At 46.3% G+C, this 23,103-nt stretch carries 28 protein-coding genes; all 28 read left to right on the forward strand.

What is annotated here, in order from left to right:
* The first annotated feature begins 83 nt into the window (after positions 1-83).
* A complete protein-coding gene (locus tag OCV65_RS11430; RefSeq protein ID WP_262582176.1) occupies positions 84-554 on the forward strand; it encodes a ParA family protein in 471 nt (156 codons plus the stop codon).
* Positions 555-737: 183 nt separating this feature from the next.
* A complete protein-coding gene (locus OCV65_RS11435) occupies positions 738-1,160 on the forward strand; it encodes a hypothetical protein (RefSeq protein WP_262582177.1) in 423 nt (140 codons plus the stop codon).
* Between the two features lie 15 nt (positions 1,161-1,175).
* On the forward strand, positions 1,176-1,571 hold the full coding sequence (locus tag OCV65_RS11440) for a hypothetical protein (RefSeq protein WP_262582178.1): 396 nt from the start codon (positions 1,176-1,178) through the stop codon (positions 1,569-1,571).
* An 18-nt stretch (positions 1,572-1,589) separates the two neighbouring features.
* Positions 1,590-2,912 carry a ParB/RepB/Spo0J family partition protein gene (locus OCV65_RS11445; protein WP_262582179.1) on the forward strand — a complete coding sequence of 441 codons (1,323 nt, stop codon included), beginning with the start codon at positions 1,590-1,592 and terminating at the stop codon, positions 2,910-2,912.
* Positions 2,913-2,939: 27 nt separating this feature from the next.
* Positions 2,940-3,554, forward strand: a complete 615-nt coding sequence (locus tag OCV65_RS11450; protein WP_147567634.1) for a type II toxin-antitoxin system PemK/MazF family toxin — start codon at positions 2,940-2,942, stop codon at positions 3,552-3,554.
* Complete coding sequence (locus OCV65_RS11455) at positions 3,551-4,138, forward strand: hypothetical protein (RefSeq protein ID WP_003506156.1); 588 nt, start codon at positions 3,551-3,553, stop codon at positions 4,136-4,138. Before OCV65_RS11450 ends, OCV65_RS11455 begins: the two co-directional genes overlap by 4 nt.
* Entirely contained in the window at positions 4,135-4,566 is a 432-nt protein-coding gene (locus tag OCV65_RS11460; RefSeq protein WP_003506157.1) for a single-stranded DNA-binding protein, read from the forward strand. The genes OCV65_RS11455 and OCV65_RS11460 overlap by 4 nt, the downstream gene beginning before the upstream one ends.
* 20 nt (positions 4,567-4,586) lie before the next feature.
* The gene (locus OCV65_RS11465; RefSeq protein ID WP_262582180.1) at positions 4,587-4,961 is read left to right on the forward strand and encodes a hypothetical protein; all 375 of its coding nucleotides are present in this window, start codon (positions 4,587-4,589) and stop codon (positions 4,959-4,961) included.
* Positions 4,909-5,346 (forward strand): hypothetical protein, encoded by a 438-nt coding sequence (locus OCV65_RS11470; protein WP_003506159.1) that lies wholly within the window; start codon positions 4,909-4,911, stop codon positions 5,344-5,346. Before OCV65_RS11465 ends, OCV65_RS11470 begins: the two co-directional genes overlap by 53 nt.
* A gap of 175 nt (positions 5,347-5,521) precedes the next feature.
* Positions 5,522-6,130 carry a hypothetical protein gene (locus tag OCV65_RS11475; protein ID WP_262582181.1) on the forward strand — a complete coding sequence of 203 codons (609 nt, stop codon included), beginning with the start codon at positions 5,522-5,524 and terminating at the stop codon, positions 6,128-6,130.
* 64 nt (positions 6,131-6,194) lie between these two features.
* Complete coding sequence (locus OCV65_RS11480) at positions 6,195-6,737, forward strand: phage terminase small subunit P27 family (protein WP_003506163.1); 543 nt, start codon at positions 6,195-6,197, stop codon at positions 6,735-6,737.
* Positions 6,738-8,531, forward strand: a complete 1,794-nt coding sequence (locus OCV65_RS11485; protein WP_044910793.1) for a terminase large subunit — start codon at positions 6,738-6,740, stop codon at positions 8,529-8,531.
* On the forward strand, positions 8,528-9,952 hold the full coding sequence (locus OCV65_RS11490) for a phage portal protein (protein ID WP_262582182.1): 1,425 nt from the start codon (positions 8,528-8,530) through the stop codon (positions 9,950-9,952). Before OCV65_RS11485 ends, OCV65_RS11490 begins: the two co-directional genes overlap by 4 nt.
* Before the next feature lie 2 nt (positions 9,953-9,954).
* On the forward strand, positions 9,955-10,782 hold the full coding sequence (locus tag OCV65_RS11495) for a head maturation protease, ClpP-related (RefSeq protein WP_262582183.1): 828 nt from the start codon (positions 9,955-9,957) through the stop codon (positions 10,780-10,782).
* A 19-nt stretch (positions 10,783-10,801) separates the two neighbouring features.
* Positions 10,802-12,169 (forward strand): phage major capsid protein, encoded by a 1,368-nt coding sequence (locus tag OCV65_RS11500; RefSeq protein WP_262582184.1) that lies wholly within the window; start codon positions 10,802-10,804, stop codon positions 12,167-12,169.
* A gap of 53 nt (positions 12,170-12,222) precedes the next feature.
* Positions 12,223-12,534, forward strand: a complete 312-nt coding sequence (locus OCV65_RS11505; RefSeq protein ID WP_003506174.1) for a head-tail connector protein — start codon at positions 12,223-12,225, stop codon at positions 12,532-12,534.
* Positions 12,531-12,848, forward strand: a complete 318-nt coding sequence (locus tag OCV65_RS11510) for a phage head closure protein (RefSeq protein WP_004605268.1) — start codon at positions 12,531-12,533, stop codon at positions 12,846-12,848. The genes OCV65_RS11505 and OCV65_RS11510 overlap by 4 nt, the downstream gene beginning before the upstream one ends.
* A gap of 29 nt (positions 12,849-12,877) precedes the next feature.
* Positions 12,878-13,333: an HK97-gp10 family putative phage morphogenesis protein gene (locus OCV65_RS11515; protein ID WP_003506178.1), complete on the forward strand. Its 456-nt coding sequence runs from the start codon at positions 12,878-12,880 to the stop codon at positions 13,331-13,333.
* Positions 13,334-13,338: 5 nt separating this feature from the next.
* On the forward strand, positions 13,339-13,707 hold the full coding sequence (locus OCV65_RS11520; RefSeq protein WP_226970632.1) for a hypothetical protein: 369 nt from the start codon (positions 13,339-13,341) through the stop codon (positions 13,705-13,707).
* Entirely contained in the window at positions 13,704-14,339 is a 636-nt protein-coding gene (locus OCV65_RS11525; protein WP_003506181.1) for a major tail protein, read from the forward strand. The genes OCV65_RS11520 and OCV65_RS11525 overlap by 4 nt, the downstream gene beginning before the upstream one ends.
* A gap of 32 nt (positions 14,340-14,371) precedes the next feature.
* Positions 14,372-14,707 (forward strand): phage tail assembly chaperone G, encoded by a 336-nt coding sequence (gene gpG / locus OCV65_RS11530; protein ID WP_055062300.1) that lies wholly within the window; start codon positions 14,372-14,374, stop codon positions 14,705-14,707.
* Between the two features lie 167 nt (positions 14,708-14,874).
* Positions 14,875-15,228, forward strand: coding sequence for a hypothetical protein (locus OCV65_RS11535; protein ID WP_262582185.1), 354 nt, complete (start codon positions 14,875-14,877; stop codon positions 15,226-15,228).
* A 20-nt stretch (positions 15,229-15,248) separates the two neighbouring features.
* Positions 15,249-18,602 carry a phage tail tape measure protein gene (locus OCV65_RS11540; RefSeq protein ID WP_226970630.1) on the forward strand — a complete coding sequence of 1,118 codons (3,354 nt, stop codon included), beginning with the start codon at positions 15,249-15,251 and terminating at the stop codon, positions 18,600-18,602.
* Positions 18,603-18,606: 4 nt separating this feature from the next.
* Positions 18,607-19,314, forward strand: coding sequence for a phage distal tail protein (locus tag OCV65_RS11545; RefSeq protein ID WP_055062298.1), 708 nt, complete (start codon positions 18,607-18,609; stop codon positions 19,312-19,314).
* A gap of 11 nt (positions 19,315-19,325) precedes the next feature.
* Positions 19,326-20,336, forward strand: a complete 1,011-nt coding sequence (locus OCV65_RS11550; protein ID WP_227065925.1) for a phage tail protein — start codon at positions 19,326-19,328, stop codon at positions 20,334-20,336.
* A 4-nt stretch (positions 20,337-20,340) separates the two neighbouring features.
* Positions 20,341-21,192 (forward strand): BppU family phage baseplate upper protein, encoded by an 852-nt coding sequence (locus tag OCV65_RS11555; protein ID WP_055062297.1) that lies wholly within the window; start codon positions 20,341-20,343, stop codon positions 21,190-21,192.
* A 17-nt stretch (positions 21,193-21,209) separates the two neighbouring features.
* The gene (locus OCV65_RS11560; RefSeq protein ID WP_003506196.1) at positions 21,210-21,596 is read left to right on the forward strand and encodes a hypothetical protein; all 387 of its coding nucleotides are present in this window, start codon (positions 21,210-21,212) and stop codon (positions 21,594-21,596) included.
* Positions 21,596-22,834 carry a hypothetical protein gene (locus tag OCV65_RS11565; RefSeq protein WP_262582187.1) on the forward strand — a complete coding sequence of 413 codons (1,239 nt, stop codon included), beginning with the start codon at positions 21,596-21,598 and terminating at the stop codon, positions 22,832-22,834. Before OCV65_RS11560 ends, OCV65_RS11565 begins: the two co-directional genes overlap by 1 nt.
* The last annotated feature ends 269 nt before the right edge of the window (positions 22,835-23,103 follow it).

Below are 23,103 nucleotides of genomic sequence, written 5' to 3' on the forward strand. Positions count from 1 at the left end.
TGGTTAAACGACAGCAATACTATGCTTCACTGCAGGGGGCTGCATAAGGTCGAACATTCTTGAGAATAAAGTGTAAACCAATATTGACAATATCAGAGGACAATCAAGTCACACGATTGCGTGAGGCGTTGGAGGAGGTAGCAGACGCATACGATTATTGCATTTGTGATTGTGGTCGACTGCTTGACATGGTGGTCATAAATATCCTCATATCGGCAGAGTTAATCATTGCACCCGTGAAAGTTGGAGGATATGAAATCGAGGCATTGCAGAACCTTGAGGAGCAGATTGAGGACTTGAGAGACATCAATCCGGATTTGAGAATCAAGGCACTCATGACCATGCGACAGAAAAACAAGACCTCTCTTGAGGTTGAGGAGTGGTTGAAAGCAGATTCCGGATTTGACATGTTTGTCACTCCGGTTCGCCGTTCCATCGTTGCGGAAAAATCAACAACGGCAATGATGCCACTCCCGAAATTTTCAAAGCGTGGAATCGTGTCTCAAGATTACAGATGCGTTGTGCATGAGTTACTCAAGGAAATGGAGGGGTAAATGTGGGAAAGAGGAAAATCACCTGCAACAACGCCTCCTGCAAACACCACATAAGCGGAGGTGGGTGTGATACCTGCATCATGCTTGACGGTTCGGGAAAATGCAAGTCCTTTGAAAAAGGTTTTGCATATTATTTTCACATTGTATGGGATGCATGAGGGAATCACAGCGAGAGAGTTGAACATGGAAAAGTTCAGAAAACACCTCAATGATTTTGAAAATGGAATAATGCCAAATCAAACACAAAAAGAGCAGGAACAGCAGAAAACCGAGACGAAAGAGTTCGGGTGGTTGTCTCCGACAGGCGTTTTCACGGAATCACCGTTCGGAACGCATGAAGAATCAGCGGAACAGATATGCGAAAGAAAAGGGTTCACGGATGAGTATTGGAAATGGGTGAAAGAATCCGGAGACAATGAAATCGGACACCTCATGCGTGATTTTCTTTCAGAGGTCAAAGGATATTGTCTGATTCACAATCCGTCCGGATATGCCGGATATATAGTGACAAACATGAAAGCACTGACAAAACATCAGAAAGATTTTTTATACAATTATTTCATGGATATGGGAGACAGATTCAAAGCCGAACAATTTGTCGAGTAAAAAGGAGGAAAGCACATGGGAAACATCGTGAAAACGGCAAAATGCAGATTCTGCGGTCAAATGACGCAGATTGAGGCAGACGAAGAACTGACAGCAGCACAGGCAGAGGAACAGGCAACAATGACATGTAACTGCACAGATGCGGTCGAGTATCAGAAAGAGAAACAGAGGAAAGAAAAGGCAATGCAGAACGTCGCTGCACTGTTCGGGGAGGCAGCAACACCGGACAAGAGATGCGGAGAGGGAATTGTGAAGATTCTCAAGGCAGCAGTTGAGAAAATTTACACCGGAGGACTGGCAAAGGTCACGTTGAACCTCCGCGGAGGCGTGAAAGCCTCTATTTCGCAGAACAGCAAGGGCGAAATCAACGTCGAACGTACCGAGACAAAAAAACAGAAACTCACAGAGTAATGACAGGAGGGTGAACAGATGGCAGCAGGATTCAGCGTGAAAGACGCACTCAACAAGAACAGCAAAGCAGGGATTGACGAATCTCCGAGAGCGAGATTCCGCACAAAGGACATTTCGATTTTCAAGATGTACCGCAACGACATGAATTTTTATAGTGTTGCAGACATCGAAGAACTGGCAGGAGACATCCTCCTGTCCGGTTTGAAACAGAACCTCGAACTTGTATATGCACCGTGCGAAAAAGGCGAATACAGAATCGTCGCAGGTGAAAGACGGTGGGAGGCTCTCAAGTACCTTGTATCAAAGGGATATAAAGAATTTGAACTTGCAACCAGTAAATTGACAACGCCACAGGATAACGACGAGGAGCAGGTTGAAATCATAATTGCGAACGCATACCGTACAAAGACAACCTCCGACATGATTGAGGAGGAAACACGCCTCAAGACATCTCTTGAACGCATGAAAGCAGCGGGAAAGAAAATCAAAGGATATGACCTGCAATCCGGACGATTGAGGGATGTGATTTCCTCAATGCTGCATGTGAGCAAAACAAAGATTGCACAAATTGAGGCAGTCAACAACAATCTGATTCCGGAATGGAAAGAGGAACTCAAGGGAGAACGCCTCACATTTTCCGCAGCTTATGAATTGAGCGGAATGACAGCAGACGAGCAGCGGGAGGCACTGGGGAAATTCACGGAGACCGGAGAACTCACACACAAAGATGTGAAAGACATGAAAGCAGAAAAGGCAGCAGGGCAGCAGGTGTCAGAATCCGACACAGAGACAGAAATCGGCATGAACCCATCGGAAGTGAGAGCGGGCGACGATTATGAGACACCGCATCCGGAGGGAATCACATCAATCTGCTATTCCTGCACCGAATACGAGACTTGCAACGTAAAGACCGGAACATGTACCTCATGCGACCAGTACAAGAACCGTGCAGAGGCTTACAAGACCGAGGAGCAGAGATATAACGAGGAGCAGGATGCAATCGACCGTGAGACAAAAAAGAAACTCCGTGAACAGGCAGAGGAGCAGAAGATGAACAACCTCCCGTCAGACACACAGGAGAACGGTCAGAAAGTGCATCACATTAAACTGGGAGCGACATTTTTTGAGGAGGTTGCATCCGGAGAAAAGACATTTGAACTCCGGAAGAATGACAGAGACTATAAAAAAGGCGACATCCTTGAGATGATGGAGTTCAAGGACGGAAAGAACACAGGACGCACCGTGAGAGTGCTTGTGACATATATCCTTGAGGAGTTTGCAGGTCTTGAGGACGGATATTGCATCATGGCAACATCACTCATGAAAGAGGATGCTGAATGATGACGGTGAAATAAGGAGGAAAAGACAATGGATGACATCAGACGGGGAGAGATATTCTATATCGCACGAGGGGGGGCGACGAACGGGAGTGAGCAGTTTGCAGACAGACCCGCAGTCGTGGTCAGTAATGACGAGAACAACAAACACTCCGGAGTGATTGAGGTTGTGTACATGACGACACAGCCAAAAACAGACCTCCCGACACATGTGACTATCCGCAGCACCGGAAGAATATCCACAGTTTTGTGCGAACAGGTGTCGTCGGTATCGACCGAGCGTGTGAATAACTATATCGGGCAGGTATCAGAGCAGGAAATGAAAAACATTGACATCGCTCTCATGATTTCCTTGCAGTTGGATAATGGCGGGAAATCATCAAAGCAGTACAATGAGACGATACAGAGGCAGCAGGAGGAAATCGACAGCCTAAAAAGGGAAATTGAGATGTTACAGCAGGAATGTGATGACAGAATCGCAGAAATTGAACAGGATGCAGCAGTGTATGTCGAGGAGAACAGGAAAGTTGATGCAAGCAGACAGTCAGAGGACATCATCAAAGTTCAGACCGAGCGTGACACATTCAAGGCACTATATGAGCAGTTATTTGAGAGGCTGCTGACTATGGGAGGAACAGGAAATTGAAAAAAGGACAATTAAAAGCATTATTCATCGAGGCAAAGGGAACAGGTCAGAAATATATCGGTGTAATGATTCAGACAGAGGGTAGCAGTGAACCGGAGGTCATCATCAATCCGAAAGAGAATTTCAATGCAAAATTCGACTATTACATGGCAGCGTATGACGATGATTTGATTCTGATTGCAGCAAAAGGGAAAAAGGACATCAGAATCACGGGAGCAGCAGCGGGAGCATCGTTCGAGGACATCCAGTCACAACTCATTGATGAAAAAGCGTCATCCGGATGGAAAGAACAGATTGCGGATGCGGTGGACAGGGTTGTTGATAAGATGCTGAAAGAAACTCCTCCGGAAACGGAGGAGGAGAGACAGAACTGCGAGACCATGAGAGAGACAATCAAAGGAATGTTCCTCACGCAGAGACGCTCAAAGACAGAGGCAGCGTTCATCACCGAGAATATTGACAGATACGAGGAATTGTTTGAAATCTGCATGAATGGAGATGATGCACAGTTCAAAAAGGGCATCACGGAATTGCAGAAAGCACAGAATGAGTATATTTTGCAGAAAGAGAGGGAAAACGGATGAACAAGGTCATTTTGATGGGTCGTCTCACGAGAGACCCGAATGTCAGATATTCACCGAGGAATAATTCACAGGAGGAAATGGCGATCGCACGATACACACTTGCGGTTGACCGCAGAGGAGCAAAAGACGGGCAGCAGTCAGCGGATTTCATTTCCTGTGTTGCGTTTGGACGAGATGGAGAGTTCGCAGAAAAATATCTCAAGCAGGGAACGAAAGTGGTTGTCACTGGACGGATTCAGACGGGGTCATATACGAACAGAGACGGTCAAAAGGTCTATACCACAGACGTGATTGTCGAGGAACAGGAATTTGCGGAGAGTAAGAAAGCAGCAGGGCAGCAGGATGGGAACAACGGAGGGTATTCGGATGCAGGTGACGGTTTTATGAATATTCCGGACGGAATCGACGAAGAACTCCCTTTCAATTAGGTGCGGAGGAGGATGGAAACATGGGATTCGTGGAAAAGGTGAAAAACGTCATTTCAAAACTGCGGGCAGCGGGAAAGACAGAGAAAGAGGTGTCTGAAATCATCGAACAGGCAGCAGAGGCAGCAACGGTCTTGAAAAAGACGGAATCTCCGGAGCATCCGGAGAAAATCAAGGCAGCAGGAGGAGAAAACCTGCAAGATGCTCTTTTGAAAGTGAGAATCAGTGCAAAAGAGGCATTGACCGCATTTGAGAGCATATACAGACTGAGGAGGCAGGAAAAGTCGAATAATTGGAGGAAATATCATGGATTGCCTCTGAAAAGGTCAAAAGGAGGAAAACGACGTGGAGACAGAAAAAGAAATGACAGCAATTCAGAAAACACAGGTATATCTTGAGAATTATCGGGAAATAGAGCGATATATCAAGGATGCAATTTCGGAAGTATCACAGATTGACGATGTATCAAGATATAACATTTCGGCAGAGAAAGCGTTCCTCCAGTCCATCAGAGAGTGTAAGGCAGAGACGGTCATTCTGTTCGAGCACATGAAAAAGGCTCTTGCATCGCTGAAAGAGGATGCAGAGGCAGCAGGTGAGGGGTACAAGTACGACGCACTTGAGGCAGTATATATCAAAGGCAAGTCATACGAGGATATTGTGAGGGAGACAGGATGCGGAAAGAACTCACCGAAAAAGTGGTGCAGATCAATGACAGAACGTCTCTCAATCAAATTATTCGGTGCAAAAGCAATCGAAAATGACAAAATCGGAGTGAAATGAGAGTGAAAACGGGGTGAAATGAGGGTGATTTCGGGGGTAAAAAGTGGGTGAACAAAAGCAAATATAAACGTGCTAATATGATAACGTGAACAGTTGAGTGAGCGATTGCAGAGATGCAGTCGCTTTTTTCTTGCCTGTTTGCCCTCCTGTTATATGCGGGCAGCAGGACACTATCATGTGCGATGTATGCCCGCCTCTTGAAAGGCATGAGAGGCAGCAGGAGACCGATGGACAGAGAGGAGTGAGCAGTGTGTTATTGAAAGCATGTAAGGGATGCGGTCGCCTTATCCCACAGGCATTGACCATGTGTGAGCAGTGCGAGGCAAGGCAGCAGTCAAGGCATGTGACATATAACAATACACGCAGAGACCCACGAGCAGCAGAGTTCTATCTGTCAAAGGAATGGCGGGAGTTGAGACCTGTCATCATGAGTGTGTATGAGTATGTGGATATATATGCTCTGTATGTTGAACATCAGTTGATAACACTGCAAGATTCAGACCCCATCCACCACATCATAGAACTTGAGGAGGACTGGGAGCAGAGGTTGAACCCATTGAACTTGATACCCTTGAGCCATCGGACACACAACACAATCACAGCACTATATAAACAGAGCAATGCAAGCATGAAAGCAACACAGACACAGTTGAGGTCGCTGATTGATTACCATTTCAAAGAGGCAGGGGGATATGAAAAAGTTTTATGTGACCGTTTCTTAGTCGCACCCCCTCTTTTCTTTGGAGAAAACTCCCCACGAGAAAATCAGGACACAGGGGAGTGACGAAAAGGTGTCAGAATGTGACACGAAACTCGTGAACACTGGACGGAAAGGGGGTTGATGCTGCATGGCAGGACAGAGACAACCGACCGATTTGGTGGTCATGAAAGGAAAAAAACACCTCACAAAAGCAGAGATTGAGGCGAGAAAAAATGCGGAGGTGGTCGCCCCAAACGACAAAGTCAAGCCTCCGGCATATTTGACACCGGAACAAAAGAAGAAATTCCGGAAATTGTCAAAAGAACTGCTTGCAATCAAACTCATTGCGAATGTGGATTGTGATGCACTGGCGAGATTACTGATTGCACAAGACCAATACATCGAGATAACGGACAAAATCAGAGAAACTCCGTTGATGGTCGATGTTCCGGTCTATGAGATGCGAGAGAATCCGGACACAGGAGAACAGGAACGTGTACAGGTCGGAACACGGGAGGTTGTGAACGGTGAGAGGGAGCGTCTCATGATTATACAAGACCGCTGCATGAAACAATGTCGGCAGGGGGCATCGGATTTCGGAATGACGGTCAGCAGTCGGTGTCGGTTGGTAGTTCCGAAAGCAAAGGAAACAAAACCGGAGAACAAATTCGCCAAGTATGCGAGTTCATAAATGGCAGCAGGGGCAACAGTGACCGACCGTTGCACACAATACGCTCTTGATGTCGTTGCAGGTGTCATCATTGCAGGTGAATATGTCAGACTGGCATGTCAAAGGCATCTTGACGACCTCGAAAAAGCGAAAGCAGCACCATACAAATATTATTTCGACGTTGAAAAGTCCGAGGAAATCATCAATTTTGCGGAAGAATTGACAATCGCAGAGGGTGACGAACAGGAAAATGTGACAGCGTACCCGTTCCAGTGTTTCATTTTAGGGTCTCTGAATGGGTGGAGGACAAAAGAAAAGGGTCACAGACGGTTCAGAACGTCCTATGTACAGTTAGGCAGACAGAACGGAAAGTCGTTCATCAATGGTATTTTAGCGTGTTACTATGGCAATTTTGACGGGTACAAATACGGAAAAATCTTTTGTACTGCGACAAAACAAGACCAAGCGAACATTGTTTTTGATGAAATTGTAAAATTCATCAATTCCGACGAGGATTTGTCGGAGTGGTTCAAGGTGCATGAGCATAATCACACGATAGATTGTCTCTGTACCCATTCGGAAATCAAGGCATTATCCGGAGATACCAAGTCACTGGACGGACACCGTGCATATTTGGGAATCGTTGACGAATACCACGCTCACAAGACAAATCAGATGTACAAACTGCTTGAGGGAGGTATCAAGAAATTAAAATCCGCACTGATCTCCGTCATAACGACAGCGGGGTTCGATTTGAAATCGCCTTGCTACAAGTTATATGAGTATTGCTGCAATCTGCTGAAAGGTGTGTTTGAGAACGACAGTCAGTTCGTGTATATAGCACAGTTGGACACAGCGGATGACCTATACAAAAAGGAGAACTGGATAAAAGCAAACCCGATTCTCGAATATGACGAGGATGCACTGGAGAATCTCGTTCCGGTTGCGAATACTGCCCGTGATATGGGCGGGGAGGATTTGCGAGATTTCCTCGTTAAGCAGTTAAACATGTGGATGCAGTGGTCAAACGCACTGTACATCAAGGACATTAAAGACTGGAAACGATGTGCAGCATTGCGAACGCTCAAGGATTTCAGAGGCTCAAAATGCTATGTCGGAGTTGACCTGTCGTCCGGAGGCGACTTGACATCCATCGCAATCGTCATCCCGTACATGGTTGACGGTGTGAAAAAGTATTTTGTGCATACTCACTCATTCATACCTGCGAGCAGAGTGGACGAGCATATCAAGACGGACAAAGTTCCGTATGATGTATGGATTTCAAAAGGTCTCGTGACAGTCACGGAGACACTGGGAGGAATAAAGACAGATTACAAGTACATCATCAAGTACCTTGAGGATTTAATCAAACAGAATGATTTGAAACCTCAACTTGTGTGTTATGACCCACACAACGCATCTGCGTTCCTGTCAGACCTTGAGGCACTGGGATTCGATTCTGTGGCAATTACACAGACAGCAAAGGAACTCAATGACGCAACAGTTGATTTCAGACTGGAGATAAAAGCAGGAAACGTCGTGATTGAGGGAACAGAAGTCGGAAAAGGAAAGGTTGTTCCGTTCGATGAACTGCTGACGTGGTCGATTGCAAACGCAAAGACTATCTCGAACAGTTACGGTGAAATCAAAATCGACAAGGCACTCGACGAGGACAGAATCGACCCGATTGACGCAATCATTGACGCATGGAAAGCAGCAATGAAAGAGGAGTATAAGCCGGACACAAATGAGGTTGTGAATGAATGGCTTGAAATGTATGAGAAATACATGGGGAAAGGCGGTGAGAAAGAATGAACCCATTTAGAAAAATAGCAAACAGTTTGATGAACTGGTGGAAAGGTGAAACTGCACCGGAGGTCAGTGATTCAACGGAACTGACAGGCGGGGTGATGACGCTCAACTCACCGTCATTCCTTGAGAGTATGGGTTTGAGCAGGAGGAGAAAGACAACATCAGAGGTGACATATTTCACATGTCTCAAGATGCTGTCGGAAACTCTTGCGAAAATGCCTATCAAATATTATCAGAGAACGGACAAAGGAATCATTGAGGCAGAACAGACGGACACGTCGAGACTGCTGACCAAGAGACCGAACCCGTTCATGACACCGACGGTATTTTGGAACACAGTGGAAATCAACCGCAATCACTACGGGAACGCTTATGTGTACATGAGAAAGAAATTCATCCGGAAGAAATACGGAGGAGAGGTCAAAATTCTTGACCTGTGGGTGATGCAGTCGAATTGTGTTCAGATTGTTGTGGATGATGCAGGCATATTCGCAGGAAAAGGACGCTTGTGGTATGTCTACACAGACCCGACATCCGGAAGTCAGTATGTATTTGACACGAGTGAGGTCATGCACTTCAAAACATCATTCAGTTTTGACGGTGTGACAGGTTTACCAGTGCAGCAGATTCTCCGTGACACAATCTCCGGAGCATCGGCATCACAGAGGTACATGAACAGCTTGTATGAAAGCGGATTGACAGCGAAAGCGACGCTTGAATACACGGGAGAGTTGAATGATAAAGCAAAAGAGGCACTCGTGAAATCGTTTGAGGATTTCGGCAGCGGAGCGAGAAACACAGGAAAAATCATCCCCGTACCTTTAGGGATGAAATTGACACCTCTTGACATCAAGCTGTCGGATTCACAATTTTTTGAGTTAAAAAAATACACTGCATTGCAGATCGCAGCAGCGTTCGGTGTGAAACCGAATCAAATCAACGACTATTCAAAGTCATCCTATGCGAACAGCGAATTGCAGCAGTTGTCATTTTATGTTGACACCGAGTTGTTTGTTATAAAGCAGTACGAGGAGGAAATCAACTACAAAATGCTGACAGACGAGGAACAGGATGACGGTTTTTATTACAAATATAACGAAAAAGTTCTTTTCCGAACGGATTCAAAGACACAAATGGAATATCTGAAAAATGGTGTCAGTGGCTCAATTATGAAACCGAATGAGGCACGACGTAAACTTGACCTGCCCGATGGAGAGGGTGGCGACACATTACTTGCGAATGGCAGTATCGTTCCGCTAACAATGGCGGGAGCAGCATATTTGAAAGGTGCATCCGAACCGGATGAAACCGAGAAACCGGAGCAACCGGAAGAAACAGAGCCGGACACAGAGCAGCCGGACACAGACCAACCGGACGAAACCGACGAGGCAGAGGACGAGGATGAACAGGAGGGAGGTGAATAATCATGGCAAAGAAAAGACGTTTTGATTTCACAAAGAAAAATAAACGCAGCGGAAAAGTTGAAAATGTCGGCTATTTAGATTTAGAGCAGGACGAGGAACAGAGCAGATGTTCCTTGTATTTCTACGGTGACATTGTATCAGCGACATGGGAATCCATGTGGTACGAGGAGGACAGATGTCCGCAGGACATTGCAGATTTTCTCAATCAGTTAGATGGCTACGAGGACATTGACATCTATTTCAATTCCGGTGGCGGGGATGTATTCGCAGGACTGGCAATCTATAACCAGTTGAAACGATACTCCGGACACAAGGTCGGATATGTTGACGGAATGGCAGCATCTATCGCATCAGTCATCATGTTCGCATGTGATGAATTGCATTTTGCAACAGGAGCACAAGCAATGATTCACAAGCCTTTATGTATGGCATGGGGAAACGCAGATGATTTCAAAGAGGTCATCAAACAACTTGATTTATGCGAAGATTCAATTCTTGATGTCTACGAGGAACACATGAAAGAGGGTGTGACAAGAGACAAAATCAAGTCTTTCATGGCGAAAGAAAAGTGGTTCAGCGGTGCGGAACTGGCAGAGTATTTCGACGTTGAGATTGATGACAAGGCAGCAGTCGCAGCATGTGCATCCGACTATTTTGAAAAATACAGTCACGTTCCGGAGAACATCAAAGGAACGGACACAAAGGACATTGTCAATGCGGTGCTTGCAGAACTGGAGAACAGGAACAACGCAGCAGCAGAGGCAGAGAAACAGAGAATCGAGGCAGAAAAGCAGGATATTCTTGCAGACCTCGACATGTATGGAATTTAAGAAAGAGAGGACATGATTCATGAACAAGGAAATGCAGAAACTGTTGAAAGCAATCAACGACAAAAAGAATGAGGTCAAGAGCCTTGTGAAAGATGGAAAACTCGACAAGGCAAGAGAGGCAAAAGATGAACTCAAAGAGTTACAGGAAAAGTTTGACCTCCTGTTTGATTTGGACGAGGAGGAACATGAGGAGATCGAGGGCAAGGTGGCGACGGGAGCAGCAAAGACCATCGGGGGAAAAGCGGACAAGAAAAACCTCGTGAAAGCGTTCGTCAATATCGTCAAGTGTGGATTCTTAAAGAGAGAACCGGACGAGGGAGATGTCAAGGTGTACAAGGATGCGTTAAGCACAGACACCACAAAGGGAGACGATGATGAAATGGGTATCGGTGTCACCGTTCCGGAGGACATCAGAACAGACATCATCGAGTTAAGACGTTCAGAGGATAATCTGGAGCAGTATGTCAATGTTGAGGGAGTAACCACAAAGAGCGGTTCGAGAAACATTGAGGTCGATGCAGATTCCACCCCGTTTGATAATGTGGACGAGGAGGCAGATTTCCCCGACATGGATGAGCCGAAGTTCAAAAAGATTGTGTATGCAATCAAGAAAAAGGGTGGCATCTTAAAAATCACCGCAGAACTGTTTGAGGACACCGCAGCCAATGTCATGGCATACATCAACAAGTGGATTGCCAAGAAAACAAAGGCGACGAGAAATGCGATGATTCTCAAGGTTGCGGACGAGATGACAAAGGGGAAAGAGGTTGTGATTTCCACAATCGACAGTCTCAAGGACGTGTTCAACGTGGGTCTCGACCCTGCTATTACAACAGGAGCAATGGTCATCGCAAATCAGAACGGGTACAACTACCTCGACAAGTTAAAGGATAAGGACGGAAAGTATATTTTGCAGCCGAATCCTACACAGCCGACACAGATGATGTTGTTCGGTAAATATCCGATTGTCAAGGTGTCAAACAGGACTGTGAAATCTGAACCTGTGTACTCACCTGCGTTCACAATCTCCGGCAGCAAATTAGCAATCGACGGAACAACCACAGCAATCGACGCATCCGCAACGTCCGGCGTGACAGCATGGAAAGTCGTGAAAGGAAAGTATGTTGTAACTTGCAAAGGACAGGAGCAGGAAACGACAGTCGATGCAAAGGTGTCCGCATACAAGCATCCTGTGTATATGGGCGACTTAAAAGAGGCTATCACATTATTTGACAGAAATGTCATCACCATCGACATGAACGACAAGGCAGCAGGTTTGTGGGAGAAAGACATGACCGGAATCAAGGTTCGTGACCGTTTTGACGTGCAGCCTGTTGATGATGGAGCAATCATCAAAGGCAACATCACGGAAGTTGTGCAGGGATAAGAAATGCAGCAGGGCGGGAACACCCGCCCTGTGATTGAAAGCAGGTGAATGAAATGACGGACGAGGAAAAGAAAGAGTATAGAGACAAACTGGTTGAGGACTGCATGAAATACAATCACATCGACTATGACGACGACAAGGACATTGTCGAGACTATGGTTGAGGCGATTGCATCAGAGGAGTTGATGGAACTGATTCCGAATTTCGACCCATACAATTTGACCGCCCGTCAGAGATTGCTTGTATATTCTTTCGTCAAGGAATTGTACGACCACAGGGAGAAGTATCAGAACGGTACACAGCAACTCACAAATGCGGTCTCAACCATGCTACTCAATGAAAAGTATGGAGGGAGCAGTGAATGACCGGACGGGTGAAAATAATCAGAGTGACCACAGAAATCAAGGCGGGCAGGAAAGAACCGACAACAGAGGTGTTTTATGAGTGTTGGTGCGATGTTCAGAGTTTGGGAACAAATGAGAAATACACAGCACTGCAAGCAGGTCTTGAGAACACCATTGTTTTCAAGGTTCGGAATTGCAAGCGGATGAAAGAGGTCAGAAAGAAAATGAAAGAGTTCTATGCAGAGTATGACGGAACACGATTCGACATCTATGACGCATCACCGATGTTCACAGATAACGGATGGGTGCTTGTGAAATGTCGTGCGGTTGCATAGGTGTCACATTCTGACACGGAGGTGAGGACATGAAAATTGACATGGAGTTCAAAGGACTGGAGGAACTGGTGAAAGCGTTTGAAAGTGCTGCATCGGATGAAGATATTGCACAGGTAAATAAAACGATCGCTGAAAAAGGTGAACCAGTTGTACAGAGAATCATGTCCGGAAAAATCCCAAAGTCAAAGGACATCAAAAAAAGTGGGCGAGGGTTCGGTTCAAAATCATCCGTGTCCGCACATGCAGCAGATGAAATCCCTATCGGGAAAGTAAAGGTGAACGGTACGGGAGCGACAGCAGATGTCGGATGGGAAAAGAACACACAGGACGAGGGCGGTCATTTCTACGTCCGTTTTATTAACTGGGGAACGATTTACAGACCGCCACAAGAGTTCATATATGCAACAGGCAGGGAGGCAGATGCAGAACTGCAAAAGATAGCAGAACAGGAATATCAAGCGTATTTAGACAGGACAGTGGGGTGATAAGCATGGACAGCAGTCCGGACATTATAAAAGACGCATCAGACGCACTCAAGCCGATAGAGGACAGAGGAATCACCGTGATGCAGGGGTGGTATGACAAAGACCTCAACAAATGTCATGTGACATTGTGGGATTTGGGCGAAACCGATGACAATTTTTCGGATGATGATGCGGAGGGAGTGACACTTTCCTTGCAAATCACCATTTTCTCAAAGGAGGACGAGGTGGAACTGGCAAGGGAAATCAAGTCTCTCATGAAAGAGAATGGGTTCTCATTCGAGGGGAGAAACGGAGACGATTCAAAACCGGAAGATGGAATCTATATGAAAGCACAGCGATTCACAAAATATTATGAAAGCGAGGAAAAATCATGAGCGAAACAGTAACACAGGTAAATGAAACCACACAGCAGATTGTAAGGAGTAGAACTTGCGGTCTGAAAGATTTCTACATCGCACTGGTGCAGAGCAATACTGCAACAGCATACACAGCCGGAACTCCGGTGAAATTAGCGAGGGCAATCAAAGCGAAAATTGATGAAAAGTGGACAAGTGAGAAAATCTACTCCGACGATAACACCGAGGAGGTCATCACCTCATACGAGGGAACAGATGTCGAACTGGAGATCAATGCTCTTGCACCGCAGGACAGAGTGATTCTGTTCGGGCAGTTGTACGAGAAAGGATTCTTGAGAAAGTCATCTGACGACAGAGCACCGGAGGTCGCTGTCGGATGGAGAGAAAGAAAACTCAACGGGAAATATGAGTTCAAGTGGCTTTATGTCGGAAAGTTTGCAGAGGGTATCAGCGAGGAGGCAAGCACTAAAGAGGGAAAACTGTCACCTACAACCAAGAGCATCAAGGGCAGTTTCTACGAGCGTAGCATCGACAATCTGTATGAGGTATCTGTTGATGAATCCAACCTTGTAGCAGAGGACACGGATGCAGCAACAGCAATCAAAGACTGGTTCTCAAAAGTGCAGGAAGCACCGGACGCAGCAGCGTAAAACAAGAGAGGATATAACAGGAGGATAATTCAATGAATAGAAAAATTATCGTGAATCATAAAGAGTTCAAAATGGAGAAAATGTCTGCGGACACATACATGGAATATCTCGAACTTGCAGAACAGATTGACGCTGCGACATCCGAGAGAGCGTCAAAAAGATACTCACGACAGGAAATTGAGGCGATGATGTTGTTCATCTGCAAAGCATACGGAAATCAGTTCACGGTTGACGAGTTAAAGGACGCAGAGAGCGGACTGGATGCAGCAGGAATCGTCATCGAGTTCAACATGATTGACATGGGAATCGCAGAGGAAATGAACAAGAGAATGGACAAGATGATGAAAAATTTTCAGAGTGGCAAGTGATTCCGGAAATAACAATCACTTGCAGCACAGGAAAAGTATTCATCAATAACATAACGGTTGAGCAGTACAAGAAATATGCTGCACTCATGGAGAAAAACGGTTCGGACAAAATAACGGATGCACTGTTTTTCAACAAAAGAATTATTCAAGAGATATTCGGAAACAGGATGTCTCTCGATGAACTGGGTGAGGTGGATGTCATTGAATTTCTGACAGCATCAAAGGGGATTCATTTCATCATGCAGGATATTGTTTCCGATGCGTTGCTGAACATTGTCGAGACAGAGCCAATCGAAAGAGAGACATCTGCGTTCGACGAATATGACCGTGAGAATGGGTATGAGGACGAGGAGCAGGAAGAACAGAACACATGGAAGATATGCGGAGAAATCGTTGACCGTGTGACAAAAATTGCGATTCGGCTCATGCGGGAATCATACGGGCAGTGCATGAAAGAAAATATCATTGAACTGCTGAAATATCTGAAATTTGAACTTGAAACGGTGAACGAGAACACATAACACAGAGAGGAGGAGAACCGATGGCACATACAAGCGTGAAGATTTCAGCAAATTCGTCTGATTATCAGTCACAAATGAAATCCGCTGCGTCACAGATGAAAGTGTTATCCAGTGAGTTCAAACTGGCACAGACGCAAGCAAAAGCGTTCGGTTCGGCAGCAGACCAACTCAAGGCGAAAGCCGAGAGCCTCACTCAAAAAATCACTCTGCAAAAGAATATCGTTCAATTAAACAGTGAGCAACAAGCAAAACTCACACAGAAACTTTCAGACCAAAAGACAAAGCAGGAGGAATTGAAAACAAAGGTCGAGGCAGCAAAGAAAGCCTATGAGGATTCAACAAAGGCGACCGGAGCAAATTCAGAGCAGTCAAAGGCACTGAAAGAGGAACTCGACAAACTGGAGCAGGAATTTAAGGCAAACGAGACAGCAATCGGAAAGACGGAGACTGCTCTTGCAAATCAGACCACAAAGACGAACGCATCAAAAGCATCACTCGTCGAGATGGAATCTGAACTCGAAAAAGTAAACAAGGAACTGAAAAATCATAAACTGAATGAATTTGCAAGCGGTTGTGACAAAGCAGGACAAAAGATGGAGAGTTTCGGAAAGAAAATGTCCGTCGTTTCTGCGGGAATTGCTGCAATAGGAGCAGCATCAATCGCAGCGTTCAAGGAACTCGACGAGGGATATGACACGATAGTGACAAAGACCGGAGCGACCGGAGAGGCACTGGAGGGATTGACCGCATCTGCGGACAATGTTTTCGGAAGTATGCCGGAGGACATGTCAACGGTCGGAGAGGCTATCGGTGAAGTAAACACGAGATTTCATTCGACAGGAGAGGAACTGGAGAGCCTGTCAACGCAATTCATTCAGTTTTCGAGCATAAACGGAACGAATGTGACACAGTCTGTTGACCAAGTGGACAAAATCATGAAAGCGTGGAACATAGACACATCACAGACGGGGAATCTGTTGGGATTGCTGACATCAAAAGCACAGGAGACAGGAATTTCCGTTGACAAACTCGAAAGTTATGTACTGGATAACAATTCAGCGTTCAAAGAGATGGGGTTGTCATTACCACAAGCAATCAATTTGATGGCTCAATTCGATGCGAACGGTGTTGATTCTACGACAGCACTGGCAGGACTGAAAAAGGCATTGCAGAACGCAACAGCCGAGGGAAAGTCGATGGATGTCGCACTGGAGGAGACAATCGGCAGCATTAAGAACGCAAAGACGGACACAGAGGCTTTACAGATTGCGACAGAACTGTTCGGAAAAAAGGGTGCTGCTGAAATGGCGACAGCAATCCGAGAGAACAGAATTGACCTCACAAGCCTGTCATCCTCAATGTCGGAATATGGAACGACGGTCGAGGACACATACAACGGAACACTCGACCCGATTGATAATGCAACAATAGCGATGAACAATGCAAAACTGGCATTGTCAACACTGGCGACAACAGCACAGACCGCAGCAGCACCAGTCATCGAAAAGGTGACGACAAAGATTCAAGAACTGACAAAGTGGTTCACCTCTCTTGACGAGGGGCAACAGCAGACAATCATCAAGGTCGGTCTTGTGGTGGCTGCGGTGGGTCCTTTAGCAATCGGATTCGGAAAAGTAGCACAGGGAATATCGACGACGGTGAAAACAGGTCAACAGTTTGCATCGTTTGTCGGAGGAATCATCGCAAAGATAACAGCCAAGACAGCAGCAACCGCAGCAGGAACAGCAGCAGACACAGCAGGGGCAGCAGCGGAGGCAGCACATACCGCAGCAACAGCGACAGCGACAGGAGTGACTGGAGGAATGACGGTGGCACAGACCGCCCTCAATGCAGTCATGAATCTGTGTCCGATTATTTTAATTGTGACACTGATTGCAGGACTGATCGCAGCAGGAATCGCTTTATATAAAAACTGGGATAAGGTCAAAGAAAAATTATCCGAGTTGTGGAGTAACGTCAAGGAGAAATTCAACGCAATCAAGGAAACCATAACGGGAGCGTTCTCGAAAGCAAAAGAGGCGGTCACGAATAAGGTGAACGAGATAAAAGATTCGGTTGCGAATAGTGCAGTCGGACAAGCAGCGACAAAGACGTTTTCAGCGGTGAAAAATACTGTCACAAAGTTCATGGGGGCAGCAGTTGACACCGCAAAGGAGAAACTGGGGAACATGAAAACCGCCTATGAGGAAAACGGGGGCGGTATTAAAGGAGTAGTTGCAGCAGGATGGGAGGGAATCAAAGGCTATTACACAGCCGGATTCACGTTCGTTGATAATCTGTCGGGAGGAAAACTGACAGAAATCAAGACAAAATTCTCTGAAAAGACATCGGAAATCAAGACGAAAGTCTCCGAGGGTTGGGAGAATATGAAAACGACGGTCACATCCAAGATGACCGAGTGGAAAACAAACGCATCAAATAAACTGACGGAAATCAGAACCGATTTCACGACGAAGATTTCCGGAATACAGTCCTATGTGTCAACCGGATGGTCTCACATGAAATCGACGATTTCAACGACGATGCAGCAGTGGAACACAGATGCGAGCAACAAACTCCTGTCACTCAAGAACGATTTTACAAACAAGGTCGAGAGCGTAAAACAGGGATGGTCAACGAGGTTTACAAACATCAAGGACACAGCGACGAATCTCATGGAGACCGCAAAGACCAATGTTTCCACAAAACTGGAAAATATGAAATCTGCCTATAACGAAAAAGGCGGGGGCATGAAAGGAATTGTGTCGGCTACATTCACGGGCATCAAGGACACGATGAACTCACTCATGTCCACAGCGAACACGTTGACAGGTGGAAAACTCGACAGCATTAAGTCATCTTTCTCGACAAAATTGAACGGTGCTCTTTCAACGGTCGGTTCAGTCATGGAGAGCATACGAGCAAAATTCAGCGAAAAGATGGAATCCGCAAAGACAGCGGTCTCAAATGCTATCGACAGAATCAAGGGATTTTTCAATTTTGAGTGGTCATTGCCACATTTGAAAATGCCACATTTTAGTATATCCGGTTCGTTCAGTCTGAACCCTCCATCTGTACCGTCATTCGGTGTTGAATGGTACAAAACAGGAGGAATCATGACAAGTCCGACAGTGTTCGGAATGAATGGAACGAGGCTCATGGTCGGAGGAGAGGCAGGAGCAGAGGCAATCTTGCCACTTGCAGAGTTCTACACAGAATTGAACTCAATGCTTGACCGAAAGCTGAAAGCGATCAATCAGAATGTGAACGCTTTTATCGAGGTTCACAACTATATTGACGGAGACGAAGTGGCAAGCAGAACGACCGAAAAGGTCAGTGATAATCTTGCAATAGCAACAAAAAAACGGAGGTGAGGACATGAAAATTGACAGCATAGACATTCGGTCATTCGATGCAAAGCAGTTGACAGTTGATTTCGAGCCTCCACAGACGGGGGTGACGGTGGAGATGTTCGACGGGGCATTGATACCGTCGGAATCCGAAACATACACACCATTGTCCGGACTGACAGTGACAGTCCTGTTCAGAGGAAAAGACAGAGACGAGGTTCAAAAACATGTCAGTGATTTCAATGCAGAGTTGCAGAAAGGTGTTGTCCTTACACTGGACGGGTACAGTCGCCATTTTAAGGCATATATGACGGGGAACTCGTTGAGCAAGACAATAACGAAAACACGGTACACAGCAGAGTTCAAATTCACGGGGTATTGGTTCAGCGACGAAGTGAGTTTGAACTGGCAGGGAGCGTATGAGGCAATATTTGAGGCACAGGGAAACAGGGCGACACCGTGCAGACTGACAATCACAGCAACGGAGTACATTGAGCAGTTAAGAATCAACGGTCTTTCCTGCGGTGAAATTATTATCGACACGATTCCGAGAGGAGCAACCGTCATCATTGACGGAGAAACAGGATTCGCAACGATGGACGGAGAGAACAAGTTCAAGGATGTGTCATTGATGGAATTTCCGTATCTCACAACAGGGCAGGAAAAGGAACATCATCTCATTTTCTCTGACAATAACGCACTTGTCACATTGCAGTATAAACCTATGTGGTTATAGGAGGCAGTCTGATGGATTTGTACAATGATTCACACGAAAAGGTGTGTATTTTATCCGGAATAAAAGAAACGTGCATCACAAGCACTCTCAAGACCGGAGATAAGGAAATCACATTCGAGTTCCGAAAGACAAACAGGTATGCAGCGGACATCAAAGAGGAGGGATATATCAGAACCGACACGGACGAATTTGTTATCAAGCAGGTCGAGCCGAGCGGGGAATGGTACAAATGCACCGGAACATTGAACGTCGAGGAACTGGAGGGCAAACAATATCCGCAGGGATTTGAGACTGTGGAAAAGACGGTCGATGAATGTCTGACAGAGGCAATCGACGGAACTGGATGGAAAGTCATCCGGTGCGATGTTTCCAAAAAGAGAACAATCCGGATAGAGCAGAACTGTTCTGCATGGGATGTCGCTCAACAGGCAATCACAACGTATAGATGCGAGATGGTGTTCGATTCTCTGAACAAGGGAATTTCGGTATATGAGAAATGCGGAGAGGACAGAGGAGCATATTTCATTGAACGTCTGAATCTCAAGCGGTTGCAGGTGCAGTCAAACTCATACGACTTTGCAACAAGGCTCATTCCGATAGGGAAAGATGGATTGATGCTGAATATCGACGGGAAAAATTATGTTGAGAATCACCAGTATTCAAAGAAAGTGAAAACGATGACGTGGAAAGATGAAAGATACACGGATGCGGAATCACTGAAAGAGGATGCGGAGGCGAAACTGGACGAACTTTCCAAACCATACAGGTCGTACACAGCAGAAATCATCAATCTTGTTGAGGCAGTGCAGGACGAGGAGAAAAAAGAACAGTACAAAGAGGTGTTCAGTATAGCACTGGGAGACACGGTGCTGCTGATCTCCAAGTCAACGGGAATCCGTGAGAGCCACAGGATTGTGAAATTCTATGAATACCCGTTGACGAAAGAAAAGAACAAGGTCGAACTGGCAAACACAAGACTGTCATTCGAGGAGGTTCAGAGAACCGAGCAAGAATTGTCATGAGGAGGTGAGAAAATTGGAAATCATTAGACACATCAAAGTGGATTTGTATGGAGACACACAGCATTTTGCAGTTGCAGCGAAACAGATGGATATGGGAACACGGTACATCGGAGTGACGCTCATGGAGGACGGTGTCGTGTATGAGATACCGGACAATGTGGAGGTCATTATCAACATGACCAAACCGGACAAGACACACGTTCACAACGATGGAGAAAAGTCCGGAAATGAGGCTCTCATTCCTCTCACAAGAGGCATGTTGCAGGTTCACGGAACAGCATTGTGTGAGGTGCAGTTGTATCAAAATGGTGCATTGCTGACGAGTGCGACGTTTGAGATGGAGATTTTTCCGTCACAGCGGGATGAATCGGAAATCATTCACTCCGGAGAATACACAAGACTGGAGAACACCATTGCAGCAGCGAGAGAGGCTCTGCAAATCGCACAGGACACACAGAACACCATTGATGCAGCAGAGGCGGTCAGACAGGCACAGGAGCGGTTGAGAGAGGCTGCTGAAAAGGCAAGAGAAATCAAAGAGAGCCGGAGAGAGGATGACACCGCAAAGGCGATCGCAAAATGCGTCGAGGCGATGGAGGCAGCAATCGAGCAGACAAAGAAATGTCTGACAGCGACCGAGGAGGCAAACAAAATCATCATCAGTCAGTCCGGTCTTGATGCGATACTGGCAGCAGTCAAAGACTATTATGAACGCATCAGAGAACTTGAGACGGACATCAACATCAATGTGGATGGAGGAACACCAAAATCAACCGACCTCCTGCTTGTCAAGGGAGGAACACCGTTCACGACCGATTATGACAAGTATATCGCAGGAACGTCACACACAATTTGAGAAAGAGGTGAAAAAGAATGGCAACAGCAACAATCACTCTGAAAAAGGGAACGACCGCAGAGTGGACGGAGAGCAAGAGGGTTCTCGATGATGGAGAACTGGGTCTCGAAACCACGACAAGCGGTCACAGAATCATCCGAATCGGTAACGGTTCGACCGAGTTCATGAGCCTCCCTGTCGCATTTGACATCGAGGAGGTCAGAGAAATCAAGACCGGAATGGACAAAGATGCAAAAACGTACTATGACGACATGGTCAAAAAGGGAACGGAGTTGCTTGCAGAAATGAAAGCACTGGCAACGACTGTCGAACTGGAGGACGATGCGACACAAATCAAGTATCGAATGGGTATCTCAAACGGTACGTTGTATTTTGAGGAAATCACAAAGGAGGCAAGTGAATAATGGCAGCAGGAGACAGAATATTCATGGCGAAAGAATCCACGTCGCAGGAGATTCTTTCCAACACAAAGAAAATTATCGAGGACGCAAAAGCAAAACCGAAAAGATACGGAATGAGAATCAACCTCCTCGACAGCAATCCGGCAACCCGTGTCAAATATCTTTATGATGCGGTTGGAATGACACCCGCAGGAATGAATTTCGCAGGAGGCGGGTTCGATTATGGAGACTGGGGAGATATTTGGTTCGTAAAGAAAAACCGTCCGGTCATGGTAAGAACTGACGGAACGGTTGACTATGAACTGAATCATGAAAACCATGCTCTCAAGCTGAACGGAGGAGCATCGGACATCACAAAAACATCATACGGTGGAAATGCAATGTCCGAGATTCCTCTGATTTGGGTCAAGAGATGGACACAGAACAATTATCATTTTGTTGTGTTCTGTGAGGAGCAGTACGATGACACATACAAAGCATACGCACACACCGACGCAGACGGAAATGTCCTGCCTGTGACATATTTCCCGATGTACGAGGGTTCGGTTGTCAACAACAGGATGCGTTCACTCTCCGGTCTCACACCGACAGCGTCCATGACAGACGAGCAGGAGACGACAGCAGCAAAGCAGAACGGTGACAGATGGGATAAACAGTCATTTTCTGAAATCAACCTCATGTATGAAATGTGTACGATGATTACATGCAGCACCAACTCACAAGGCAAGTTTGGAAACGGAAACAGTCAGTCCGACAATTTCTTGCAGACCGGAACACTCAACGGAAAAGGACAGTTTTTCGGTTATACATCGACCACACAGGCAGTCAAAGTATTTTACTGCGAGAACTTCTTTGCGAACTACTGGAAACGTTTGAGAGGTCTGCTGCTTATCAACGGAGTGTATCATGTGAAAGCAGTTCCTCCGTACAACTCAACAGGTGCGGGGTACACAAACACAGGACTGACACCGTCCGGAACATCCGGAGGCTACTGTTCAAGAATGGAAATGGCATCCGACATCGGAAGAATCCCGACCGTTGCATCCGGAAGTGAGACCACATACGAATGTGATGGGTTATGGTTCAACAATACGATCGTTGCAGTTGCCCTGTTCGGTGGCTACCGTGGCGGCGGGTCGAGGTGCGGTTTGTCGTACTGGGATGTGAACACCCCTGCGACGCGCGTGTCCACGGGCTTCGTGGCGAGCCTTTCTTGTAAACCGCCTGTTGCTGCTGCGTAAGCAGCGAGGGGGAACGGGGGAGATACTCCCCCGCAATAAAAAGGGAGGTTCGGAGGGTTTACCCTCCGAGGTGTCCGGTATGACAAGGATTTTCCACGATGATGGAAACGGGAGGCACATCCGACACAAACAGAAAAAATTGTGATAGAATCTCCGACATGACAAAAAGATGACCTTGACATGACAGGGGAATCGGTGTGCGTCCTTGCCCTGTTCGGTGGCAACCGTGGCAACGGGTCGAAGTGCGGTTTGTCGTGCTGGCATGTGAT

Source organism: Dorea ammoniilytica (assembly GCF_025567415.1).
In the GTDB taxonomy this organism is placed as follows: domain Bacteria; phylum Bacillota; class Clostridia; order Lachnospirales; family Lachnospiraceae; genus Claveliimonas; species Claveliimonas ammoniilytica.

Excerpts from the sequence above, each read along its gene's own strand:
- OCV65_RS11435 (WP_262582177.1), top strand. The coding sequence starts at position 738 with ATGGAAAAGTTCAGAAAACACCTCAATGATTTTGAAAATGGAATAATG.
- OCV65_RS11440 (WP_262582178.1), top strand. The coding sequence starts at position 1,176 with ATGGGAAACATCGTGAAAACGGCAAAATGCAGATTCTGCGGTCAAATG.
- OCV65_RS11445 (WP_262582179.1), top strand. The coding sequence starts at position 1,590 with ATGGCAGCAGGATTCAGCGTGAAAGACGCACTCAACAAGAACAGCAAA.
- OCV65_RS11450 (WP_147567634.1), top strand. The coding sequence starts at position 2,940 with ATGGATGACATCAGACGGGGAGAGATATTCTATATCGCACGAGGGGGG.
- OCV65_RS11460 (WP_003506157.1), top strand. The coding sequence starts at position 4,135 with ATGAACAAGGTCATTTTGATGGGTCGTCTCACGAGAGACCCGAATGTC.
- OCV65_RS11465 (WP_262582180.1), top strand. The coding sequence starts at position 4,587 with ATGGGATTCGTGGAAAAGGTGAAAAACGTCATTTCAAAACTGCGGGCA.
- OCV65_RS11475 (WP_262582181.1), top strand. The coding sequence starts at position 5,522 with ATGTGCGATGTATGCCCGCCTCTTGAAAGGCATGAGAGGCAGCAGGAG.
- OCV65_RS11480 (WP_003506163.1), top strand. The coding sequence starts at position 6,195 with ATGGCAGGACAGAGACAACCGACCGATTTGGTGGTCATGAAAGGAAAA.
- OCV65_RS11485 (WP_044910793.1), top strand. The coding sequence starts at position 6,738 with ATGGCAGCAGGGGCAACAGTGACCGACCGTTGCACACAATACGCTCTT.
- OCV65_RS11490 (WP_262582182.1), top strand. The coding sequence starts at position 8,528 with ATGAACCCATTTAGAAAAATAGCAAACAGTTTGATGAACTGGTGGAAA.
- OCV65_RS11495 (WP_262582183.1), top strand. The coding sequence starts at position 9,955 with ATGGCAAAGAAAAGACGTTTTGATTTCACAAAGAAAAATAAACGCAGC.
- OCV65_RS11500 (WP_262582184.1), top strand. The coding sequence starts at position 10,802 with ATGAACAAGGAAATGCAGAAACTGTTGAAAGCAATCAACGACAAAAAG.
- OCV65_RS11505 (WP_003506174.1), top strand. The coding sequence starts at position 12,223 with ATGACGGACGAGGAAAAGAAAGAGTATAGAGACAAACTGGTTGAGGAC.
- OCV65_RS11510 (WP_004605268.1), top strand. The coding sequence starts at position 12,531 with ATGACCGGACGGGTGAAAATAATCAGAGTGACCACAGAAATCAAGGCG.
- OCV65_RS11515 (WP_003506178.1), top strand. The coding sequence starts at position 12,878 with ATGAAAATTGACATGGAGTTCAAAGGACTGGAGGAACTGGTGAAAGCG.
- OCV65_RS11520 (WP_226970632.1), top strand. The coding sequence starts at position 13,339 with ATGGACAGCAGTCCGGACATTATAAAAGACGCATCAGACGCACTCAAG.
- OCV65_RS11525 (WP_003506181.1), top strand. The coding sequence starts at position 13,704 with ATGAGCGAAACAGTAACACAGGTAAATGAAACCACACAGCAGATTGTA.
- gpG (WP_055062300.1), top strand. The coding sequence starts at position 14,372 with ATGAATAGAAAAATTATCGTGAATCATAAAGAGTTCAAAATGGAGAAA.
- OCV65_RS11535 (WP_262582185.1), top strand. The coding sequence starts at position 14,875 with ATGTCTCTCGATGAACTGGGTGAGGTGGATGTCATTGAATTTCTGACA.
- OCV65_RS11540 (WP_226970630.1), top strand. The coding sequence starts at position 15,249 with ATGGCACATACAAGCGTGAAGATTTCAGCAAATTCGTCTGATTATCAG.
- OCV65_RS11545 (WP_055062298.1), top strand. The coding sequence starts at position 18,607 with ATGAAAATTGACAGCATAGACATTCGGTCATTCGATGCAAAGCAGTTG.
- OCV65_RS11550 (WP_227065925.1), top strand. The coding sequence starts at position 19,326 with ATGGATTTGTACAATGATTCACACGAAAAGGTGTGTATTTTATCCGGA.
- OCV65_RS11560 (WP_003506196.1), top strand. The coding sequence starts at position 21,210 with ATGGCAACAGCAACAATCACTCTGAAAAAGGGAACGACCGCAGAGTGG.
- OCV65_RS11565 (WP_262582187.1), top strand. The coding sequence starts at position 21,596 with ATGGCAGCAGGAGACAGAATATTCATGGCGAAAGAATCCACGTCGCAG.